Consider the following 21,809-nt stretch of genomic DNA (forward strand, 5'->3'; position numbering starts at 1 on the left):
AATCTTGCCCACTCTTTTTTGCTCATTTCGAAAATGTCCTTTTCTTCCATTTCTCCCTCCTTTTTTGAGGGATATTTTACATCCTTAAACAGGACATTTTCATTTTGCCAGATTAGGACATTTTCATTTTGGTATTACAGACAAAATTGGGATTATACAGCAATTCTAATTATCAGCCTCCTCTACCACCAAGGATGTTCAAAGGACAATAGATTTCACCCTGGCTAAATATGATGGACATCAAAAAGAGCAGAAGCCAATTATTCACTCTGACAACGGCCCTCAGATGAGGGCCAAATCCTTAAAGAAATTAGTCTCCAGGTATACACAAATAATTTTAATTTTTTCCTTGAAAGGATCTAAAGCAATATAATAATTACAAAAGATACTGGAAAAATTGCTTCCTTTAGAGTTACCTTAGATGCATTAGTGGGAAGAAATAAAACAACGAATAAAAAGGAAAAAACGTGAATACTGATTTAACATTCATCACAAATGAGAGAGATCAAAATCTCAAGGATAGGTTCGAGGTTTTGATAAAGGATACGAAATTTTTTGATTGCTTGGTGGGTTTCTTCTACACGAGCGGGTTTTATGCGATATGCAAATCGTTGGAAGCAACTGAGAAAATCCGCGTCCTTATTGGAATAAGCACAAGCCGACAGACATACGATTTACTTAATAGAGCAGTAACCGAAAAACGACAGACGCTCCAATTTTCTCACGCAGAGGTAAAGCAAGAATTTCAGGGCCTAGTTGAAAAAGAACTGGAAGGCTCTGAAGATATCCGCCAGGTAGAAGAAGGAGTAGTTAAATTTATAGAGTGGATAAAGAGCAAGAAATTGGAAGTAAGGGCATACCCTTCGCAAAATATTCACGCCAAGCTTTATATAATGACTTTCGCAGAAGGGGATCGCGATGTAGGAAGAGTAATTACCGGCTCCAGTAATTTTACCCAGGCGGGTTTGGTCGACAATCTTGAATTTAATGTTGAATTAAAAACCCGGGCCGATTATGAATTTGCCAAACAAAAATTTGAAGAACTTTGGAAAGACTCTGTTGATGTCAGCCAAAAATATATCCAGACCATAGAGGATAAGACCTGGCTTAACCAGAATATCACCCCTCATCAGCTTTACCTTAAATTTCTATACGAATATTTCAAAGACGAATTGAGCCAGACAGAGGATGTCTTCATCAAATATTTGCCTCAAGAATTCAAGAGATTAGAGTACCAAGAGCAAGCAGTTTTGAATGCCAAGAAGATCCTTGGAGAATACGGAGGAGTGTTTATTTCGGATGTGGTTGGCCTTGGAAAGACATATGTTTCAGCGATGCTTGCCGGTCAGCTTGATGGTAGGACTTTAGTTATCGCGCCTCCTGTGCTTCTTGAAAAAGCTAATCCCGGCTCTTGGCCAAATGTATTTTCTGATTTTAGAATCCCGGCTGATTTTGAATCCCTGGGTAAGCTTGATGACATCATCGACCGAGGAACTGAAAAGTATACCAATATCATAATAGATGAAGCCCATCGTTTCCGGACAGAAGCCACTATGACTTATGAAAAACTGGCAGAGATTTGTCGTGGTAAACGAGTGATTTTGGTAACCGCTACACCTTACAATAATTCACCTAAAGATGTTTTAAGCCAGATTAAGCTGTTTCAAAAAGCAAAGAAGAGTACAATCCCGAACCTTTCTGATCTGGAAGGATTTTTCAATAGCCTTCATAGAAAACTTAAAGGGTTAGACAGGCAAAAAGATTATGCGGAGTATATTAAAACAGTAAAAGAAAACTCGAAAGAAATCCGCGATAAAGTCCTTAAATACTTGATGGTTCGCCGGACTAGGACAGAGATTACCAACTATTTTTCCGAAGACCTCAAAAACCAGAAGCTAAAATTCCCGGATGCCCAAAAGCCGGAACCGCTGTTTTACGAATTGAGCAGCGAAGAAGATGCGATCTTTAATAAAACCATCGAACTTATAACTCAGAAATTCAAATACGCCCGTTACGCGCCTATGCTGTATTACAAGGGTAAAATATCTCAGCCAGAAGAATTATCCCAGAAGAATATGGGCAAGTTTATGAAAATCCTTTTAGTAAAAAGGCTTGAGAGCAGTTTCTTTGCCTTCAAAAAATCTGTTGACAGATTTTTTGATTCATACGAAATGTTTATCAAGGAATTTGACAAGGGAAATGTCTATGTAAGCAAGAAATACACGAACAAGATATTTGAACTCTTAGAGAATGACGATGACCAGGCAATTCAAAAACTGATTGATGAGGGTAAGGCAGAGAAATATTCCGGAAAGGAATTTACAGACGATCTTCTTAAAGATCTCAAAAGCGATTTTAAGATACTAAAAGAAGTAAAAGTTTTATGGCAGGATGTAACGAGGGACCCAAAACTACTTAAATTCTTAAATGAACTTTCAAAAAATAAAACCCTAAAAGATAATAAGCTCATTATCTTTACTGAATCAAAAGAAACCGCTGAATATCTGTCAGGCAATATAAACAAAAAGTTTCCCGACACGGCACTTTTGTTTAGCGGTGGCTCTGATGAGGCAACTCGCGATAAAGTAATTGAGAATTTTGACGCCCGGGCCCGACATCCAAAAGACGAGTATCGTATTCTCGTATCTACGGAAGTATTATCAGAAGGTGTTAACTTGCATCGCTCAAATACGGTTATTAATTATGATATCCCCTGGAACCCGACTCGTATGATGCAAAGGGTAGGCCGTATCAATCGTGTAGATACGAAGTTTTCCGAAATATATACCTTCAACTTTTTCCCCACGCAACAATCTAACGACCAGATAAAACTCAGGGAAGCCGCAGAGGCTAAAATCAATGCCTTTTTAACCCTGCTTGGCGGGGATGCCGCACTTTTAACCGAGGGCGAGCCAATTGGTTCGCACGAGCTTTTCAATAGGTTGATTTCTAAGCAAGTTATAACCGGTGAGGATGAAAAAGAAGAAAGCGAATTGAAATATCTGCAGATTATTAAGAACATCCGGGATAAAGAGCCGGATTTGTTCGAGAAAATCAAGTATCTTCCTAAGAAAGCCCGTACTGGAAAAATAAACAATGAGCATAAAGAATCGCTTCTTACATATTTTAGGAGAGGTAAGCTCGAAAAGTTTTTTATCATCAAGGCCAATGAGAAACCTAAAGAGCTTGATTTTCTTTCTGCGGCAAAACTAATGGAAAGTGATCTTGAGGAGAAAAGGCAAAAGTTACCAGAAAAGTTTTATGAGCTCTTAGATATGAATAAAGAAGCCTTTATCTTTGCCACGACCGAAGAGATGGCGAAATCACATTTTAAGGGTAAGGGCGGCAGGGATAGCGTAACCAATATTCTTAAGATATTGAAGCTTACAGTGAAAAATACCCGTCAGCTCACTGATGAGCAGGAGTTATATCTAAGGAAGGTTGTTCGACAGCTTGAAGAAGGCGGGCTTCCCAAACAGACCACAAAGGAAGTTCTTAATGCCCTGGATGAATTAAAACAGGATGTAATAAATCCTTTGAAGGTTTTGGCTACTCTTCAAACCCATATTCCTGGGCGGCTTCTGGAAGGTCATTATGTCGAGTATTTGCCGGTTGTTTTTGGAAAGCGTAAAGTAATCCTATCCTTATACTTAAAAGGCAGGGAGTGATATGAAAAAGGAAATAATAATGTTTCCAATTCGCTCTACACTGTGGAGCAAATTAACGTGGTCACAATGAGAGCGATAAAAAATATCCGTTTGAAAACCTATGATTACAGTTCTGACGGCTATTATTTTGTGACAATTGATACAAACTATAGGATGCTTTATTTACAAGGCAATATAAAAAATATTGTAGTTGCCGAGCTTGCTCGGCTGAATACTTTAGAAGGTGTAAAAATAGATTACTATGTGGTAATGTCCAGTCACATTCATTTGATTATAATCCTTGAGAAAAGTAAATACTCACTTTCTGAAATTATTAGGCGGTTTAAGTCTAAAACAACAGTTTTTGTTCGAAAATACGCTAATCAAGATTGGCAATCAAAATCCGCCCAGCAAGCTGGGCAACTACAAAAATTATGGCAGCCGGGTTACTATGAACATATAATTAGAAATGATAATGCACTAACTAAGATTCGAGAATATATCACCAATAATCCGAATGTAGAAAAAGTTAAGTTTGGGGAATTCTATGGATAAAAAACAAGCTCAGGCGCTTATAAAGGAAACCTTTGAATCACCCTTTGATAAAAACAAATTCGTAGGTTTTGTGAAGAATTTGCTCAATGAGGTAGAAGAGGCAACATTTATTTATAAGGGGAATTATATCCCTGATGCTTATGAGCAATATATCAATACGTTAGAGCGAATAGGGAAATACAACGATGGTGAGCATAAGATTGACATTCTTATCGTAAAACTTAAAGAACAGACCTCCATTGAGCGTGCCCGCACAATGCAGAGAAATTTTATTGCCTGGTATCTAAATGTCAGCCGTGGTGGAGGGAAGGATGCGGCATTAGTAGCCTTTGTCTCGCCAAACGAAGATGACTGGCGGTTTTCATTAGTCAAAATGGACTACCGTTTTGTTGAAGATGAAAAAGGCAGAACCAAAGTAAAAGAAGAATTTACACCTGCCCGGCGATGGTCATTTTTGGTCGGCAAAAACGAAAATAGCCATACTGCCAAAAGCCATCTTGTGCCAATTATTGAAGATGACGAGCACAACCCCACACTTGCACGGCTGGAAGACGCCTTTAACATTGAAAAAGTTACCAAAGAATTCTTTGAGAAATACCGGGAACTATTTTTGTGGACTAAAGAAACACTGGATGCCCTTGTTTTCAAAGACAACAAGATTAGAGCAGATTTTGAGGCAAAAGGTGTCAATACCGTTGACTTTTCCAAGAAACTTTTAGGACAGATAGTCTTCCTTTACTTTTTACAGAAAAAGGGTTGGTTCGGCGTTAAGCGCGATGCAGAGTGGGGAACGGGCCCCAAAAACTTCCTGCGGGAGCTATTTGAGGGAAAGCACGCAGCATATAAAAATTTTTTTAATGATATTTTGGAACCACTCTTTTACGAAGTGTTATCGCGGGAACGGGATGACAATTTTTATAGCCGTTTTAATTGTAAAATTCCATTTTTAGACGGCGGGCTTTTTGACCCCATCAATAACTACGATTGGGTGCATACTGATATTTTTCTTCCGAATGATTTATTCTCTAATGATTACAAGACTAAAGAAGGCGATAAAGGAAATGGAATTTTGGACATCTTTGATCTTTATAACTTCACAGTCAAAGAAGACGAACCGCTAGAAAAGGAAGTGGCGGTTGACCCGGAGATGCTGGGGAAAGTCTTTGAAAACCTATTAGAAGTAAAGGATCGTAAATCCAAAGGCACTTATTACACCCCCCGCGAAATCGTCCACTATATGTGTCAACAGAGTTTGATTAATTATTTGGCAACAGAACTTGAAGGCAAGGTAAGTAAGAATGACAGCGAAATCATTATCAAATACGGTGAGCAGATAGGTGAAAACGAGGCAAGGGTGGAAGCCAAAGGCAGGGAAACCGATACCTACTCTTACAAACTCCCCGAAAGCATCAGGCAAAATGCTAAATTGATTGACAATAAACTTGCCAATATCAAGGTTTGCGACCCGGCAATCGGCTCAGGGGCATTTCCTGTAGGTATGATGGGTGAGATTACAAAAGCAAGAAATGTGCTGTCTGCTTTTATTAAAGAACCCAGCAGGACAATTTACCTTTTCAAGCGTGAATGTATAGAAAAATCCCTCTATGGCGTAGATATTGATCCGAGTGCAGTTGAGATTGCCAAGCTCCGCTTGTGGTTGTCGCTAGTAGTGGATGAAGAAGACATTAAGCAAATAAAACCCCTGCCAAATCTGGATTATAAAATCGTCTGCGGTAATTCACTTTTGGGAGTTGAAAAGAACCTCTTTAATCAACGCCTGTTCGAAGAATTGGAACGGCTAAAACCACTTCTTTTTAACGAAACCAGCCCGAAGAAAAAGCAGGAATATAAAAAACAAATTGACGAAATAATTAGTCAGATTACTTATGGACATAAAGAGTTTGATTTTGAGGTCTATTTCTCGGAAGTTTTCCATGAAAAGAAGGGGTTTGATGTGGTAATAGCGAATCCACCGTATGGTGCAGATTATTCTGTTAATGAGAAGAAACACTTTCTAAAACGATATCTAACAACAAAAACAATTACGAATGTTCAAAAAGGTTCTTTGGATACCTTTACAATATTCATTGAACTTGGTTACAATGTTTTGAAGAAATGTGGAACCCTTAATTATATAGTTCCCATCAGTATTACCTCAAGCGACTCAATGACAGCACTTCATAAATTGCTTGAGGACAATTGTGAAATAATAAAAGTTTCTTCTTACTCTGTAAGGCCTCAGCCTGTTTTTGAAAATGCAGTTGTAGATACATCAATTATTTTGTTTAAAAAATCTGATACAAAATGTGAACACATTTATTCAACAAAAATGTATCGTAAAAACAAAAATTATGATTTACAGCATTTGGTTAATAACTTACAGTTTATTGATGTAGTTGATGTTAAACTACAAGGCAGATATCCTAAAATAAGCCAACCAATTGAAAAGGAAATTTTGGGAAAAATATTTAAACAGGATAAAACCATTTCTGATTTATTAGTAAACGATGGAAAGTCAATTTATTATAGAACATCCGGCGGTAGGTACTTTAAGGTAATTACAAATTATTCAACAGGTTCTACAAAAGAGAAAGCAATATACTTACCCAAAAGCATTTCTAACTCAATTGGTGCAATTTTGAGCAGTAATCTATTTTTCTGGTATTATCAAATATTTTCAAATAATCATGATTTAAAATCCTACGAAATTGAATCATTTAAAATTCCTTATTCAAAAATTATCTCCGATAAGGAAATTATTGAAAAAATAGAAAAGCTTTATGATGAATATTTAGAGGATATTGAAGCCAATGCCAATGTGAGACAAACAACCCGTTATGCTAATATTGACTCATTTAAGGAATATAAAATCGGGAAATCAAAAAAGTTAATTGATAAAATAGACGATATAATTGGCCCTTTGTATAGCCTGACGAAAGAAGAAATTGAATTCATAAAAAATTATGAAATTGAATTTCGTTTAGGAGAAAATATAGATTGAAAGATACTATAAAATCTAAACAAGCAAGCCCAAGTCAAAGAATACGAACGCCAAATCGACCATCTGGTGTATGAATTATACGGTCTGACAAAAGACGAAATCACCATCGTAGAAAATTCAGGGGAGAGATGATGGAGAATATAATAGGCAATGAATACAGGACATTCTTGAATGAAATTAAATCGCGAATTGTTACGGCGAGAATTCAGGCGATTAGGTCGGTCAATAAAGAGCTTATAAAGTTATACTGGGATATTGGTAAAAGCATTGTAGAGAGGCAGGAAAAATATAAGTGGGGAGTGTTACAAATCTTTATTTTGTTTTGACATATTTCTTCTTCTGAGTTATAATTTAATATTATAGTATCTATAGTGCTTATTAATGAAAACTTGACCTAGAGCAAATTAATTTGAGGGCAAACAAGTTTATCTTTTATTACTCGGTATTATTTTCTATGTCCAGTTTTTGTTAATAACTACTAGATTTAGTAAATGTTCAGGTATCAGCTTTTAGCTAGCAGTTTTATTAGGAATAAGTCCATTAAGGCAAGAGAGAGGAGTATTATGGCTGAGAATATCAAGAGTTTAATAGAAAAGATCCACCAAGAAGGAATTAAGGCAGCTGAGGAAAAAGCCGCGGCAGTAGAAGCCCAAGCAAGACAAAAGGCACAAGAGATGATCAAAGAAGCCCAGATGGAAGCAGATAAGATTATTGGAGAAGCTAAGACACAGGCTAAGAAAATTAAGGAATCTACTCAGACCTTACTTAAGCAAGCAGCCAGAGATTTATTGCTTTCTTTAAGAAAGCAAATTTGTCTAATGCTTGATAAGCTCACGGCAACAAAGGTCAGGGAGGCATTAAGTGGTCAGGAGTTGATAGAGATAATAACTACTTTAATTAAGAATTCTCAAACTAAGGAGATCACGGTTTCTCTTGATTCGCAAAGCCTTGAAAAGTTTGAGCAGAGTCTTTTAAAAGAACTTAGCCAAGAGGTAAGAAACGGGATCACTCTTCAGTCGGAAGAAAAAATCACCGGTGGCTTTATGATCAGTTACGATAAGGGAAAATCACATTACGATTTTAGCGATACGGCCTTAGCCGAGTATATTGGCACTTATCTAAAGCCAAGACTGGCAGAGATCCTTAAGGAAATAAAGTAGTGTATACTTATTTAATATCTAGCTTGGCGATGCTTAATTTTGGTGACACCCCACCATTTTCGTATCAGTCATTTTTAAAGATATGCCAGGAGTTTATACCAGAAAGGGATATTGAAATTCTCAAAGATATTTCCAGGGTGGACATAGAGAACATAGAAGTTCATCAGCCAACATTAAAGAAGTGGTATACCTTTGAGGTAATCTTGAGAAATGAATTGGTTAAACTGCGGGCTGCTTGTAAAAAGATTGATCTTGAAAAATACTTACGGCCCACAGATGATGACCTGGTAGAATCTCACCTTACTCATATTGCTCACCTTGCTTACCAGAGTCATTCAATTCTGGAAGGGGAAGAAATCTTAGATAGGGGTCGATGGCAAAAATTAGATGACCTTGAGTTTGGACATTATTTTGATCTTGACCATTTGATTTGTTATGCTTGCAAGTTGTTAATCTTAGAAAGGTGGCAGAGGATTAAGTCCTCTGATAGCCATAAGCTGTTAGAACAAACATTACAGGGGTGAGGAGAAATAAATGACTCCAAATAGGATTGGCCGAATTATCAAGGTCTATGGAAATATGGTTTTGGCTGAGGTAGATGGAAATGTTAGGTAGCATTTTGCTTGGCTTTAATAATGAATTGATTTTAAAATATGAAGGAAATTAACCATGCAAGCCAATGCACAAGAGAGTTCAACCACATTCAATAAGTCTACATTTAGACCAACCAACAAGATTATGATTGTCGACAAGTCAATGATTTTGGAGATGATCTTTAAACTAAAAGGAGAAGAGTCTCTTTCGTCATTAAGAAATAACATATCGTATCTAAGGGATCAGTTAACTAACACAAAATCAGATAAAATTGGATTGCTGAATATTGACTCTAATGGCGACACAATAAAAATTACCCAGAAATACCTGTTTGATGAAATCCAACAAATTGCAGAGGCCCAAACCCTTGAAAGAGCAAAATATTATGTTGAGCGTTTTGAAAAAGGGATTGCTGAGATTAAGACAAACAAAATCAATGATATTAACTTAAATCAATGGAAAGAATGTACGGATATTTATACCGATAGTTTATGGATATGCGATAAGCGAGATAATTCTGGAGTCCACACAGCAGGATATTGGGGGAATTTTATTCCACAAATCCCAAATCAAATGATAAAACGCTATACCAAAAAAAACGATTGGGTTTTAGATGCCTTTGTTGGCTGTGGAACGACTTTAATTGAAAGTCAAAGATTAGGAAGAAATGGAATGGGAATAGAACTTCAGGAAAATGTTGCCCAAAAAGCACGAGGGCTTGTTTCTTCTGAGCCGAATAAATATGGAGTTATCAGTGAAGTTATAACTGATGACAGTTCGATTGTTGACTATAAATCACTTTTACAAAAATACGGACAAGAATCTGTTCAGCTTTTAATCATGCATCCGCCATATTTTGATATTATCAAATTTAGCAACGACCCAAGAGATTTATCTAATGCTTCTTCGGTAGAGTCATTCCTAAAAATGATGAATAAAATAGTTGATAGTGCTTCATCAGTTTTAGATAGAGGAAGATATTTTGCTCTGGTAATTGGCGATAAATATTCTAAAGGTGAGTGGATTCCATTAGGATTTTTAACCATGAATGAGATTATGAAGCGAGGTTTTTCCTTAAAAAGCATAGTTGTGAAAAACTTTGAAGAAACAACAGGAAAACGCAATCAGAAGGAATTATGGCGTTACAGGGCTCTTGTTGGTGGATTTTATATTTTTAAGCACGAATACATTTTTCTTTTCAAGAAAAAATAGGATGATTATGACAAAACACCCATTTAATGAAGGAACAAAGCTGGCCCAAATATTTACGATTTTGTCAGATGGCAAGTGGCATTGTGGCAAACATGAATTGCCTGGAACCCAACCTGCTAAAGCAATCCAGATTATTCGTCAGCACGGGTTTGATATAGAAAATAGCACTCACTATTGCGATGAATGTAAAGATAAAACGGTTCACCGCCACTTAACATCAACAATACCTATTGAGTCTTCATTTATTCGCTTGCAACTTCCATCTAAACTTCGGCAGCGTGTCCTCAAGCATTATGATAATGCTGAAGCCATTACCCTTCGCAAAATGATCCCCAATGAATTGGAAATTGACCATCGATTTCCTCAAGTTCGTTGGTCAAAAGATGAGTCGTATGATATAAATATGACCGAGGAAGAATTGCACCAAAAATTTCAGCTTTTAACCCGCCAGCATAATCTTTGGAAAAGTCGTTATTGTGAACACTGCAAGAAGACTGGCGAGCGTGGCACCTTCATTGGCATCAATTATTTTACACAAGGTGGAACAAAATGGGACACAAGAATCCCCAGTGATGATGAAAAAGGTTGCCTTGGTTGTTTTTGGTATAATCCTGATGACTGGAGATTGAAATTAAACAAACTCATAAATGAATCAAAATAACATTGAGAAATTGAATAAAGTGTTACCTAACCAATCGCTGAAGCTAACGGCGTTTCACGTCGCAGATTAGCTCAACCGTTATCCAGAATGAGGTAGCTTATCTTATCCAATATAGCATTTATTAATGAAAATTTGACATAGAGCAAATTAATTTGAGGGCAAACAAGTTTATCTTTTATTGCTCGGCATTATTTTCTATGTCCAGTTTTCGTTGATAACTACTATAGAACAAACGTTACAGGGGTGAGGAGAAATAAATGACTCCAAATAGGATTGGCCGAATTATCAAGGTCTATGGAAATATGGTTTTGGCTGAGGTAGATGGAAATGTTATCCAGAATGAGGTAGCTTATCTTATCCAGGGCACAGAGCGTCTCAAGGCAGAAGTAATTCGCATCAAGGGAAATAAAGCCGAGATGCAGGTTTACGAAAGCACAAAAGGACTTAGCGTCGGTGATAAGGTTGAATTTACAGGGGAGCTTTTATCTGTGGCGTTAGGGCCAGGGCTTTTGGGCAAGGTATTTGATGGCTTACAAAACCCTTTACCTGAAATAGCTCAGCAATGTGGATTCTTTTTAAAAAGAGGTGTTTATCTCCATGCCATTCCTGATGAAGACACTCATGATTTTACCCCGCTTAAAAAGAGAGGGGAAAAAGCAAGGGCCGGGGATGTGCTTGGTTTGGTTCCGGAAAAGATATTTAAGCATGCCATTATGGTGCCGTTTGGGTTAAGTGGCGTCTTTGAAATTGTCAGCATAGTTCCAGAAGGCAGATACAAGATAATTCAACCCATTGCCACTCTCAGGGGGGCAAATGGACAGGAACATGAATGCTTTTTAAAACAAAGATGGCCGGTTAAAATTCCTATTAAGGCTTATGGTGAGAAATTAAAGCCAACTCAGCCACTAGTGACTAAGATGCGTCTGATAGATTCACTTTTTCCGGTAGCACTTGGCGGTACTTATTGTATTCCGGGTCCTTTCGGTGCTGGTAAAACTGTCCTTCAGCAATTGACCAGCAGACATGCGGAGGTAGATATTGTGATTATTGCCGCTTGCGGGGAACGGGCTGGAGAGGTGGTAGAGACCTTAAAGACTTTTCCGGAATTGATAGACTCGAGAACCCAAAGGCCATTAAGTGATAGGACCGTAATTATCTGTAATACCAGTTCTATGCCAGTCTCAGCACGAGAATCAAGTGTTTATACGGCCGTAACTATTGCTGAATACTACCGCCAAATGGGGCTTAATGTCTTGCTTTTAGCTGATTCAACCTCTCGCTGGGCACAAGCCATGAGGGAGATGTCTGGTCGATTAGAAGAGATTCCTGGTGAAGAGGCGTTTCCTGCTTACCTTGAATCCCGCATTGCTGCCTTTTACGAACGGGCAGGCATAGTTAGGCTTAATGATGGAACAATTGGTTCTATCACCATTGGTGGGACAGTCAGCCCTGCTGGTGGAAACTTTGAGGAGCCGGTTACTCAAGCAACTCTAAAGGTGGTTGGAGCCTTTCATGGACTCTCGCGAGAACGTTCAGATGCCAGAAAATATCCAGCCATTGACCCATTAATTAGCTGGAGTAAGTATCAGAGCTTTATCAATCCAGAGCAAAGTAAAAGGGGTCGTGAAATCTTGCGGTTAAGTAATGATATTGCTCAAATGATGAAGGTGGTTGGAGAAGAAGGCATCTCCCTTGAGGAATATATCGATTATCTGAGGGGTGAATTTTTTGACTTTGTCTACTTGCAGCAAGATGCGTTTGATCAGGTTGATGAAGCCACTACTGCTGATAGACAAAGGTATATTTTTAACTTTATCTATCAGCATATCCTTGAGCAGAAGTTTGACTTAATTGATAAAAATAAAGCCCTCCAATTTTTCCATAAACTAAGACAGCTTTTTCGAACATGGAATTGTACCAGGTGGGAGAAGGCAGAGTTTAAAGAGATAGAAGACAAGATTATCCAATTAATTCAAGAAAGATGTAAAAAGGAAGAAGTAAATGGCTAAAGTTTATACAAGTATCCTCCAAATAGCTGGCGATGTCATTACCGTTGAAGCAGAAGATATTAAGTATATGGAAATAGCTGAGATTTCTACTTGGCAAGGAACATCGCTTGCCCAGGTAATCCGGCTTGATAATAAGAAGGTAGACTTACAGGTCTTTGCTGGCAGTAAGGGCATCTCGACCGGAGATAAGGTTCGTTTTTTTGGTCACTCGATGAGTGTGGCTACTGGCGAGGTATTATTGGGTCGTATCTTTAATGGTTGTGGTTTGCCTCTTGACCATGGCCCCTCTCTTTCAGAAAATCTTGTAGAAATAGGTGGTCCGTCGGTAAATCCAGTTAAAAGAATCATTCCACGAAGAATGATTCGAACAGGGATTCCAATGATTGATGTCTTTAATTCCTTGGTGGAGTCACAAAAACTACCTATCTTTTCCATTCCAGGTGAGCCATACAACGAACTTCTAGCTAGAATTGCTATCCAAGCAGAGGTTGATACTATTATTCTCGGTGGCATGGGGTTAAAGTATGATGACTATCTCTTCTTCAGGAATACCTTGGAGGAAGAGGGAGTCTTTTCTCGTTCGGTATTTTTTATTCACACCGCTGCAGATCCAGTGGTCGAGTGCTTATTGGTGCCAGATGTATCCTTAGCTGTAGCTGAGCAGTTTGCTTTGAGCGGGAAGCGAGTCCTGGTGCTTTTGACCGATATGACTAATTTCTCAGATGCTTTGAAGGAGATATCAATTACCATGGAGCAAGTGCCATCAAATCGTGGCTATCCAGGTGACTTGTATAGTCAGCTGGCAGCTCGGTATGAAAAAGCTGTTGATTTTGAGGGGGCGGGGTCAATTACTATTCTAGCAGTGACTACCATGCCTGGTGATGATGTTACTCATCCGGTTCCAGATAATACTGGCTATATTACTGAAGGCCAATTTTATCTCAAGGACAATGTCATAGAGCCATTTGGTTCCTTAAGCCGCTTGAAGCAGTTGGTAAACGGCCAGACTCGAGATGACCACCGCCCTATTATGGATACCATGATCCAGTTGTTTGCTTCTTATCGGCAGACCAAGGAAAAACAAGCTATGGGCTTTTATATGAGTGAATGGGACCAAAAACTCCTTCGCTATGGTGGCTTTTTTGAGAAAGAGGTAATGTCCCTTGAGGTAAATATCCCACTTGAAGAAGCCTTAGATAAGGGCTGGAAGATTCTCTCGGCTTGTTTTACGCCTGAAGAAACTGGAATAAAACAATCTATAATCGATAAGTATTGGCCAAAACAGTAAAACTGACATTTAAATTGTTTAAAGATGGCAAAGATTAAGTTTAGTAAAAATGAATTAAAGAAACAAAGGGATGCCTTAAACCAGTTCAAGCGGTATCTACCTATTTTACAGCTCAAGAAACAACAACTTCAGATGGAGATGCGGCATCATCTGGATAAACTTAAGGAACAAGTTCATCAAGAAGAGATCTTGAGAAAATCAATAGAGAATTGGGCTGGTTTGCTTGGAGAAAAAGGAGTGGCTGTTCATCAGTGGCTTGTTCCTGAAAGGGTAGTTCTTTCCTCAAGGAATGTGGCGGGAGTAAATATTTTTGTCTTTAAGCAACTTGAGTTTGCCATACCGGAATACGACTTGTTCCTGATGTCATTGTGGATTGATCGGGCTATTGAGTTTCTCCGAGAGTTAGTTACTATTCGTCAGGAAATTGAGACTATCAAAAAGAATATGGAACTGCTTAAGAGAGAACTACGAATTACTACTCAACGTGTCAATCTCTTTGAAAAGATAAAGATTCCTGAGGCGGAAGAAGCAATTAGGGTGATCAAGGTTTATCTTGGCGATCAAATGGCTAACGCGGTAGGGAGAAGCAAGATCGCGAAGAGGAAGATTGAAAGTAGTTCCGCGGCTAACTTTGGAGTAAGCTAATGATTGTTCCCATGAAGAAGGTTTCGATAATTGTTCAAATAAAAGATAGTTTTTCAGTCGTTAAGTTTCTGAGTAAAATGGGAGTCTTGCATGTTACTCATCAAAATCTACCCAAAGGTAAGGAGATAACTGAACTTAAGATTAAGATATCGCTGGCCAATCAAGTGATGGGGATTTTGGGGATATTTAAGACCCAAAGAGTAAAGAAAGAGATAGTTAATTGGGAGGATCTAGCTAAACAGGTGGTGGATTCAAAGAAGAGGTTAGAAGAATTGGAAGAATCTGCTATCACCTTTTTAGAAAGAATAAGAGAATGGGAAAAATGGGGTGATTTTAATCTGGATCAGATTCAAGATTTAGCTAAAAAAGGGATTTTTATCAGGCTTTATCAATTGCCACTTAAGATGGTCCAGAGATCAAAGGCCAGAGGTCAGAGATTACAAGACCTGCCTGAGGAGGTTGTTCTAAAAGTAGTCCATGTTTCAGGTGGTATTGCTTATTGTGTCGCGATTTCAAAGGAAAAGATAAAGATTCCTTTTAAGGAAATACAACTACCTGAAATGAGCCTTGGAAAGATGAAGGCAAGGTTAAAAGAAGATATGGAGATGACAGAGATAGTCAAAAAGGAGCTTATGGAATATGGAGGCTATAAAGATAGTCTTTTCGAGATAATGGAATCCCTTGAGAAGCAACTTGAGTTTTTTGAAGCCGTAAAAGGGATGGGAGAGGAAGGTCAGTTTTTATACTTAGTGGGCTATGCTCCTTATTACTCAGTCAATAAACTAACTGAAGCTTCTAAAAAAGAAGGGTGGGGAGTGGTAATTGATGACCCTTCAAAAGAAGATCTGGTGCCAACCTTGATCCAAAATCCACGCTGGATATCGATCATAAATCCTGTTCTTCGATTTATAGGAGCCTTTCCTGGTTATGGTGAGCTTGATATTAGCTTATGCTTTCTAACTTTTCTTTCTATCTTCTTTGGCATACTCATCGGTGATCTTGGTTACGGATTAATATATTTTATCTTGACCATCTTTCTCCAAAGAAAGTTTAATCATCAGGTGGCAGATAAATCTATCTTTTATCTTTTTTATCTCCTGAGTAGTTGTGCCATGATTTGGGGGTTACTTACCGCTACATTCTTTGGAACAACTAAAATAATAAGCCCTCTGGTGCCAGCCTTGACTGAAAGTAAGAATGTCCAGCTATTTTGTTTTTACCTCGGGGTAGTTCACTTAACCATAGGCCACCTGTGGCAGGCAACGTTAAAACTTCCAGGGCTTAAGGCCTTAGCTGATATTGGCTGGATTCTCATCTTATGGAGTGGACTTTTCCTGGCAAAGGTATTAATACTTGGTTACTCCTTTCCAGTCTTTGGAGAATGGTTTGCTATCATCGGAGGTTTGTTAATTATCTTCTTTACTAACCCAGAGAAAAATATCCTCAAAGGTATTAGTAATGGGCTGGGTGCTTTTTTGCTCAATGTGGTCAATAGTTTTGTAGATATAGTTTCATACATTCGTCTTTTTGCGGTGGGACTTGCCTCGGTGGCGGTGGCTGATTCCTTTAATAAGATGGCTCTGGATGTAGGATTTAGCAGTCTGACGGCTGGCCTTATTGCTTCTCTTTTAATTTTTGTAGGTCATGGGTTAAATATTGTTGTCGGTCCAATAGCCGTGTTAGTTCATGGAGTACGATTGAATATGCTCGAGTTTGGTAACCACGCGGATATTAAATGGGGTGGCTTTGTTTATAAACCATTTAAGGAATAATCAGGGATTAGCGGCCAAGTGTCAGGGGTTGGGAAGCAGGACTTAGATGGAATTGGGATTTGGAGCTTGGAATAAAAATCTTAAATCCCGAGCTAAGATGCTTATATCCCTAATGAAAAACGAAAATTGGTTGGCGAAAATTTTAGATAGACTACAGCCATTAGGCATTAGACCAAGAACTTTCTTTTATGATCTTGAGTTTATAGTCTATGGTCTATAGTTTTCTTTAACATTTTTTGCAATCTCAATTTATTTGAGTATACTATAGAAAACAGGAGGAAGGTATGAGCACAGACGTATTAATTCAGTTTAAAGATTTAGGGTTAGCCCTGATATTATCTCTTTCGGCTATAGGTTCGGCTCTGGGTACTGGCATTGCAGGTATGGCCGCGGTAGGGGTATGGAAAAAAGCTTTTAGTCAGAATAAACCTGCTTCTTTTATGTTGGTTGCCTTTGTAGGCGCTCCTTTAACCCAGACAATTTACGGAATGATTATCATGAATAAGATGGCTGAGATGGTGATTAAAGGAAGTTATTTCTGGAGCATTGGATTTTGTGGATTTGCCATAGGGTCATCGGCCTTAATGCAGGGAAAAGCAGCCGCAGTGGCCTGCAATGCTATGGGTGAGACCGGCAAAGGTTTTGGTAATTATATTATTGTCTTGGGAATCATTGAAACCGTAGCTCTCTTTGTGATGGCCTTTGCCCTTGGTTTGATAGAAAAACTTGCTGGTTAAGATAATCATATTATGAGTAGTTACCAAAAGAGTAAATAAAAGATGGAGGAGTTTCATTTAACCAAAAGGAAGATTATCATTACTTCTCTTAATTTAATGATCGTAGGAATAATAGTCTCTCTTTTTTTAAAAAGATGGGATAGTGCCTTAGGTTTTTTAATAGGGACTTCACTTAGTATCCTTAATTTTCAAATATTGGCTAAGAGTATCACTAAGTTTTTTAACTTTAAATTTAAGAGAGAAAGAGTCAGTTTGAGGACAAGATTATTTCTAACCATAATGTATCTGGCTAGATATCTCTTAATCTTCTTAGTCCTTTTCGTAACTTTTAAAAGACAAGATATTAACTTTTATACTTGTTTGGCAAGTTTATTCTTTGTAAAGTTTTCGATATTCTGGAATTATTCTCTAATGAAATTAAAATGGTAAGGTCAAGCTTTCATCTTTGTCTATCATTTATCAACTGAATTTTTAAAGTTTGGCTTTAAAGGTAAAGATTTGGATAAAACTTACTTAATAATAATCTTATTTCTAGTTTTAATAGCAAGTTGTACCAGCCAACGAGTAAGCATTAAACGTCAAAATACTGCTTATACTCACTATGCTATGGCTGTTATTCATGAAGAAAAGGGAGAATTAGAAAAAGCTTTATTGGAATACTTAGAAGCAGAAGAATGCGATCCTAACTCTCTTAATACCTTGTTAGGAATCGCTAATATTTATTATGAAAAGAAAGATTACCAAAGAGCCAAAGAGTACCTAAAGAAGATAACTGGTCTTGACCAAGATTCTGTTAAAGCTTTACTGCTCACGGCTAAAATTTACTTAGATCAAAACCAGATAGAGCAATCGGTAGAAGTCTTAAAGAAGATCACGGCGCAAGAAGATAATTTAGAAACTCATCTTATTTTAGGAAAGTTATATTGTTATGAGAAAAAATATCCAGAGGCGATTACTCAGCTTAAAAAAGTAATTCAGCTAGATCCTTCTTTTATCGAAGCCTATATAATCTTAGGAGAGATTTATATTTATTTAAAAGAAGTAGAAGAAGCTATTGAGATCTTTGAAAGGGCTAAATCTTTATCGGGACAAGATTTAAAATTAGATTGTTTATTGCTTGAATTATTTAAATCTCACCATTTAATGGACGAAGCAGCTAAGATTTACGAAAAGAAAATCAACGACCAGCCTAATCATATCTCAATGAGAAAGCTCTTAGCTAAGATTTATTTAAAGAAAGAGAACTTAAAAGCATCTGAGAATCATTTTAATGAGATCTTAAGACAGACCCCTAATGATCTGGAGGTTTTACTTATTTTAGGGAGCATTTATGAGGCAAAAAAAGAATACAACCTGGCGATTGATAAATTTAAAGAGGTTATTAAGTTGGACAAAGATAATCTTTCTGCTTATTTACAATTAGGGTATGTCTATGCCAAGCAAGATAAATATAAAGAAGCTATAGATATCTTATCGGAGATTAAGGATGAATATCAAGATAACTATGAGTTATGTTTTTTTTTAGGTTACCTTTATACTTATCTCAAAAACTACCCAGAAGCAGAGAATTTTTTTAAGAAGACCATCTTAATAAATCCTAGCAGTGAAATGAGTTATTATCAATTAGGAGTAATTTATAACGAAGAAGGAAACTTTGAAAAAGCCATAGAAATGTTTTATAAAACCATAGAGCTTGATAAAACCTTTGCCGATGCCTATAATTACATTGGATATATCTATGCCGAAAGAGGTATTAAGCTCCAAGAGTCCTTAGAATTAATTAAAAAAGCTCTTGAGTTAAGGCCTAATAATGGCTATATTATCGATAGCTTAGGTTGGGTTTATTATAAATTGTCGAAGTATGATCAAGCCTTAGAACAATTAGAAAAAGCTTACCATTTGATCAAGGATGACCCTACTGTCTTAGAACACTTAGGTGATGCCTATCTAAAGAAGAATATGTTTAAAAAAGCTTACCAAGCATATCAAGAGGCAAAAAAATTTGGAAGCAAAAGGGAAGAATTAGGGGAAAAGATTAGCCATTTAGAAAACATTTTAAAAAAAGAGAAAGGAGAAAAAAACAGTGAGTAAGATCTTAAATATTCAGGCTCGAGAAATATTGGATTCTCGAGGAAATCCTACCGTGGAAGTGGATGTAACTTTAGAAACAGGTGTCATAGGAAGAGCGGCGGTTCCTTCTGGCGCTTCCACCGGTAAGCATGAGGCAGTGGAGCTAAGAGATAAAGACAAAAACCGTTACATGGGAAAAGGGGTCTTAAATGCTGTTAAAGCAGCAAATGAAATTATTGCCTTAGAATTAAAAGGAAAAGAAGCTTTAGACCAATGTACCATAGATCAACTGATGATAAAACTTGATGGCACTGAGAATAAGTCTAAGTTAGGGGCTAATGCTATCTTAGGAGTTTCTTTAGCGGTGGCCAAAGCTTCTGCCAATGATCTAAAACTTCCTCTTTATCGTTATTTAGGTGGCGTAAATGCTCATCTCCTTCCGGTGCCTTTGATGAATATCTTAAATGGTGGAAAACATGCTAATAACTTAATTGATATTCAAGAGTTCATGATAGTTCCACTGGGGGCAAAAAGCTTTAGAGAAGCTTTAAGATGGGGGACAGAGGTGTTTCATCATTTAAAGACCGAACTTTTATCAATAGGAGAAATTACTATGGTAGGGGACGAAGGTGGTTTTGCTCCTAATTTAAAATCAAGCGAAGAAGCTTTAAAGATAATTATAAAAGCTATTGAAAGATCTGGATACAAAGCAGGTGAAGATATTTACTTAGCCTTGGATATTGCTGCTAACGAACTCTTATCTGAAGAAGGAGTTTATGATTTTACGGGAGAAGGTGAAAGACGAGATACCCAGGAGATGATTGAATATTATGACTATTTATGCAAGAAATATCCTATCATCTCTCTTGAGGATGGTTTATCAGAAGATGATTGGGAAGGATGGACAAATTTAAATAGTAAGTTGGGGGATAAGGTTCAAGTAGTAGGAGATGACTTATTTGTTACTAATCCTAAAAGACTTTCTGCCGGAATAAGAGTTAAAGCAGCTAATTCCATCTTAATTAAGTTAAATCAAATTGGGACTCTAAGTGAGGCTTTATCTACTATTAATCTATCTAAAAAAGCCAGCTTTTCTTGTATGATTTCTCATCGGAGCGGAGAGACAGAAGATACTTCTATTGCTGATGTTGCCGTAGCCGTTAACGCTGGTCAGATTAAGACAGGTTCTACTTGTCGAACCGATAGAATGGCCAAATATAATCAGCTTCTCCGCATTGAAGAAGAATTAGGAAATAGTGCTATTTATGCCGGGAAGAATGCTTTTAGGAGAGGATAAAATTTTAGCAAGATTTAATTGCCAAATAATTATCTTGCTTATTCTTAATTTTTCTGGTATATTTTTTTAAAGTTTTTAGAAAGGTAAACTACTTTTAAATTTTAAAGTTAGCTATATATAGGAGGGTTTATGCCTAAGGTAAATATTGCCGTTGTAGGTTGTGGGTATTGGGGACCTAATTTAATCCGAAATTTTTATCAAGTAAAAGAAGTAAACAAAATTTTTGCTTGCGATAAAGATCTAAGCCGCCTTACTAAAATGAAAGAGCTTTTTCCTGCCATTAATGTGACTGAAAAATTTGACGAGATTATTAATAACCCAGAGATTGATGCGGTCGTTGTTGCTACTCATGTCTCCTTACATTACGAGTTAGGAGAAAAAGTATTAAAAAGTAAAAAACATCTCTTTGTAGAAAAACCTTTCACTTCTTCAACCCTGCAAGCAAAAAAACTGATAAGTTTAGCTAAAGAAAACAAAAGAGTAGTCATGGTAGGGCATACCTTTGAGTATACTCCAGCGGTCAATAAGATTAAGGAAATTATTAATAGTGGAGAATTAGGAGAGATATATTATGTAGATATGAGTCGTTTAAATTTAGGCTTGTTTCAACGTGATATTAATGTCATTTGGGATTTAGCTCCTCATGACCTTTCCATCTTAATGTATGTTTTAGAAAAACGTCCTATTTCCCTTTCTGCTTTTGGAACCTCTCATGTTATTGAAGGCATTGAAGATGTAGCCATGGTAAGACTTGAATTTTCAGAGAGATTATCAGCTTTCCTCCATCTTAGCTGGTTAGACCCTTGTAAAGTCAGAAGAGCTACCATCGTAGGAAGTAAAAAAATGTTGGTTTATAATGATATTACCCCTTTAGAAAAGATTAGAATTTACGACCGGGGAGTAGATTCTGAGTCTCCTTATGATAGTTTTGGAGAATTTCATCTCTCTTATCGTTATGGTGATATTTATATTCCCATGATTTCCGGGGTAGAGCCATTAAAGATAGAATGTTCTCATTTTGTAGAATGTATCTTAGAAGGAAAGAGACCTAAGACTGATGGTCAAAATGGTTTAAATGTAGTGACTATCTTAGAAGCTACTCAAAAATCAATTAAGAACAATGGGAAAAGCATTGACTTGGACTGGAACTAATTTATAGTT

At 37.2% G+C, this 21,809-nt stretch carries 17 protein-coding genes; all 17 read left to right on the plus strand.

Annotated features, from left to right (window positions below):
* Window positions 1–467: 467 nt before the first annotated feature.
* Window positions 468–3,668 carry a helicase gene (locus KJ849_07140; protein MBU2600333.1) on the plus strand — a complete coding sequence of 1,067 codons (3,201 nt, stop codon included), beginning with the start codon at window positions 468–470 and terminating at the stop codon, window positions 3,666–3,668.
* 66 nt (window positions 3,669–3,734) lie between these two features.
* Complete coding sequence (locus KJ849_07145; GenBank protein MBU2600334.1) at window positions 3,735–4,202, plus strand: transposase; 468 nt, start codon at window positions 3,735–3,737, stop codon at window positions 4,200–4,202.
* Window positions 4,195–7,203, plus strand: coding sequence for an N-6 DNA methylase (locus KJ849_07150; GenBank protein ID MBU2600335.1), 3,009 nt, complete (start codon window positions 4,195–4,197; stop codon window positions 7,201–7,203). The genes KJ849_07145 and KJ849_07150 overlap by 8 nt, the downstream gene beginning before the upstream one ends.
* Before the next feature lie 131 nt (window positions 7,204–7,334).
* Window positions 7,335–7,529, plus strand: a complete 195-nt coding sequence (locus tag KJ849_07155) for a hypothetical protein (protein ID MBU2600336.1) — start codon at window positions 7,335–7,337, stop codon at window positions 7,527–7,529.
* 237 nt (window positions 7,530–7,766) lie between these two features.
* The gene (locus KJ849_07160; GenBank protein MBU2600337.1) at window positions 7,767–8,363 is read left to right on the plus strand and encodes a hypothetical protein; all 597 of its coding nucleotides are present in this window, start codon (window positions 7,767–7,769) and stop codon (window positions 8,361–8,363) included.
* Window positions 8,363–8,887 carry a DUF2764 domain-containing protein gene (locus KJ849_07165; protein ID MBU2600338.1) on the plus strand — a complete coding sequence of 175 codons (525 nt, stop codon included), beginning with the start codon at window positions 8,363–8,365 and terminating at the stop codon, window positions 8,885–8,887. The genes KJ849_07160 and KJ849_07165 overlap by 1 nt, the downstream gene beginning before the upstream one ends.
* A gap of 145 nt (window positions 8,888–9,032) precedes the next feature.
* A complete protein-coding gene (locus KJ849_07170) occupies window positions 9,033–10,169 on the plus strand; it encodes a DNA methyltransferase (protein MBU2600339.1) in 1,137 nt (378 codons plus the stop codon).
* Between the two features lie 7 nt (window positions 10,170–10,176).
* Window positions 10,177–10,830 carry a restriction endonuclease gene (locus KJ849_07175; protein ID MBU2600340.1) on the plus strand — a complete coding sequence of 218 codons (654 nt, stop codon included), beginning with the start codon at window positions 10,177–10,179 and terminating at the stop codon, window positions 10,828–10,830.
* Window positions 10,831–11,087: 257 nt separating this feature from the next.
* Entirely contained in the window at window positions 11,088–12,839 is a 1,752-nt protein-coding gene (locus KJ849_07180; protein ID MBU2600341.1) for a V-type ATP synthase subunit A, read from the plus strand.
* Complete coding sequence (locus KJ849_07185; GenBank protein MBU2600342.1) at window positions 12,832–14,127, plus strand: V-type ATP synthase subunit B; 1,296 nt, start codon at window positions 12,832–12,834, stop codon at window positions 14,125–14,127. The genes KJ849_07180 and KJ849_07185 overlap by 8 nt, the downstream gene beginning before the upstream one ends.
* A 24-nt stretch (window positions 14,128–14,151) precedes the next feature.
* A complete protein-coding gene (locus tag KJ849_07190; GenBank protein ID MBU2600343.1) occupies window positions 14,152–14,772 on the plus strand; it encodes a V-type ATP synthase subunit D in 621 nt (206 codons plus the stop codon).
* A complete protein-coding gene (locus tag KJ849_07195) occupies window positions 14,772–16,544 on the plus strand; it encodes a hypothetical protein (GenBank protein ID MBU2600344.1) in 1,773 nt (590 codons plus the stop codon). The genes KJ849_07190 and KJ849_07195 overlap by 1 nt, the downstream gene beginning before the upstream one ends.
* A 284-nt stretch (window positions 16,545–16,828) precedes the next feature.
* Complete coding sequence (locus KJ849_07200) at window positions 16,829–17,281, plus strand: V-type ATP synthase subunit K (GenBank protein ID MBU2600345.1); 453 nt, start codon at window positions 16,829–16,831, stop codon at window positions 17,279–17,281.
* Window positions 17,282–17,323: 42 nt separating this feature from the next.
* Window positions 17,324–17,710 (plus strand): ATP synthase subunit I, encoded by a 387-nt coding sequence (locus KJ849_07205; GenBank protein ID MBU2600346.1) that lies wholly within the window; start codon window positions 17,324–17,326, stop codon window positions 17,708–17,710.
* 69 nt (window positions 17,711–17,779) lie between these two features.
* Window positions 17,780–19,372, plus strand: a complete 1,593-nt coding sequence (locus KJ849_07210) for a tetratricopeptide repeat protein (GenBank protein ID MBU2600347.1) — start codon at window positions 17,780–17,782, stop codon at window positions 19,370–19,372.
* Window positions 19,365–20,648 (plus strand): phosphopyruvate hydratase, encoded by a 1,284-nt coding sequence (gene eno / locus KJ849_07215; protein MBU2600348.1) that lies wholly within the window; start codon window positions 19,365–19,367, stop codon window positions 20,646–20,648. The genes KJ849_07210 and eno overlap by 8 nt, the downstream gene beginning before the upstream one ends.
* A 129-nt stretch (window positions 20,649–20,777) precedes the next feature.
* Window positions 20,778–21,800 (plus strand): Gfo/Idh/MocA family oxidoreductase, encoded by a 1,023-nt coding sequence (locus KJ849_07220; GenBank protein MBU2600349.1) that lies wholly within the window; start codon window positions 20,778–20,780, stop codon window positions 21,798–21,800.
* Window positions 21,801–21,809: the final 9 nt, after the last annotated feature.

The sequence above is a fragment of the bacterium genome (genome assembly GCA_018830565.1).
In the GTDB taxonomy this organism is placed as follows: domain Bacteria; phylum UBA9089; class JAHJRX01; order JAHJRX01; family JAHJRX01; genus JAHJRX01.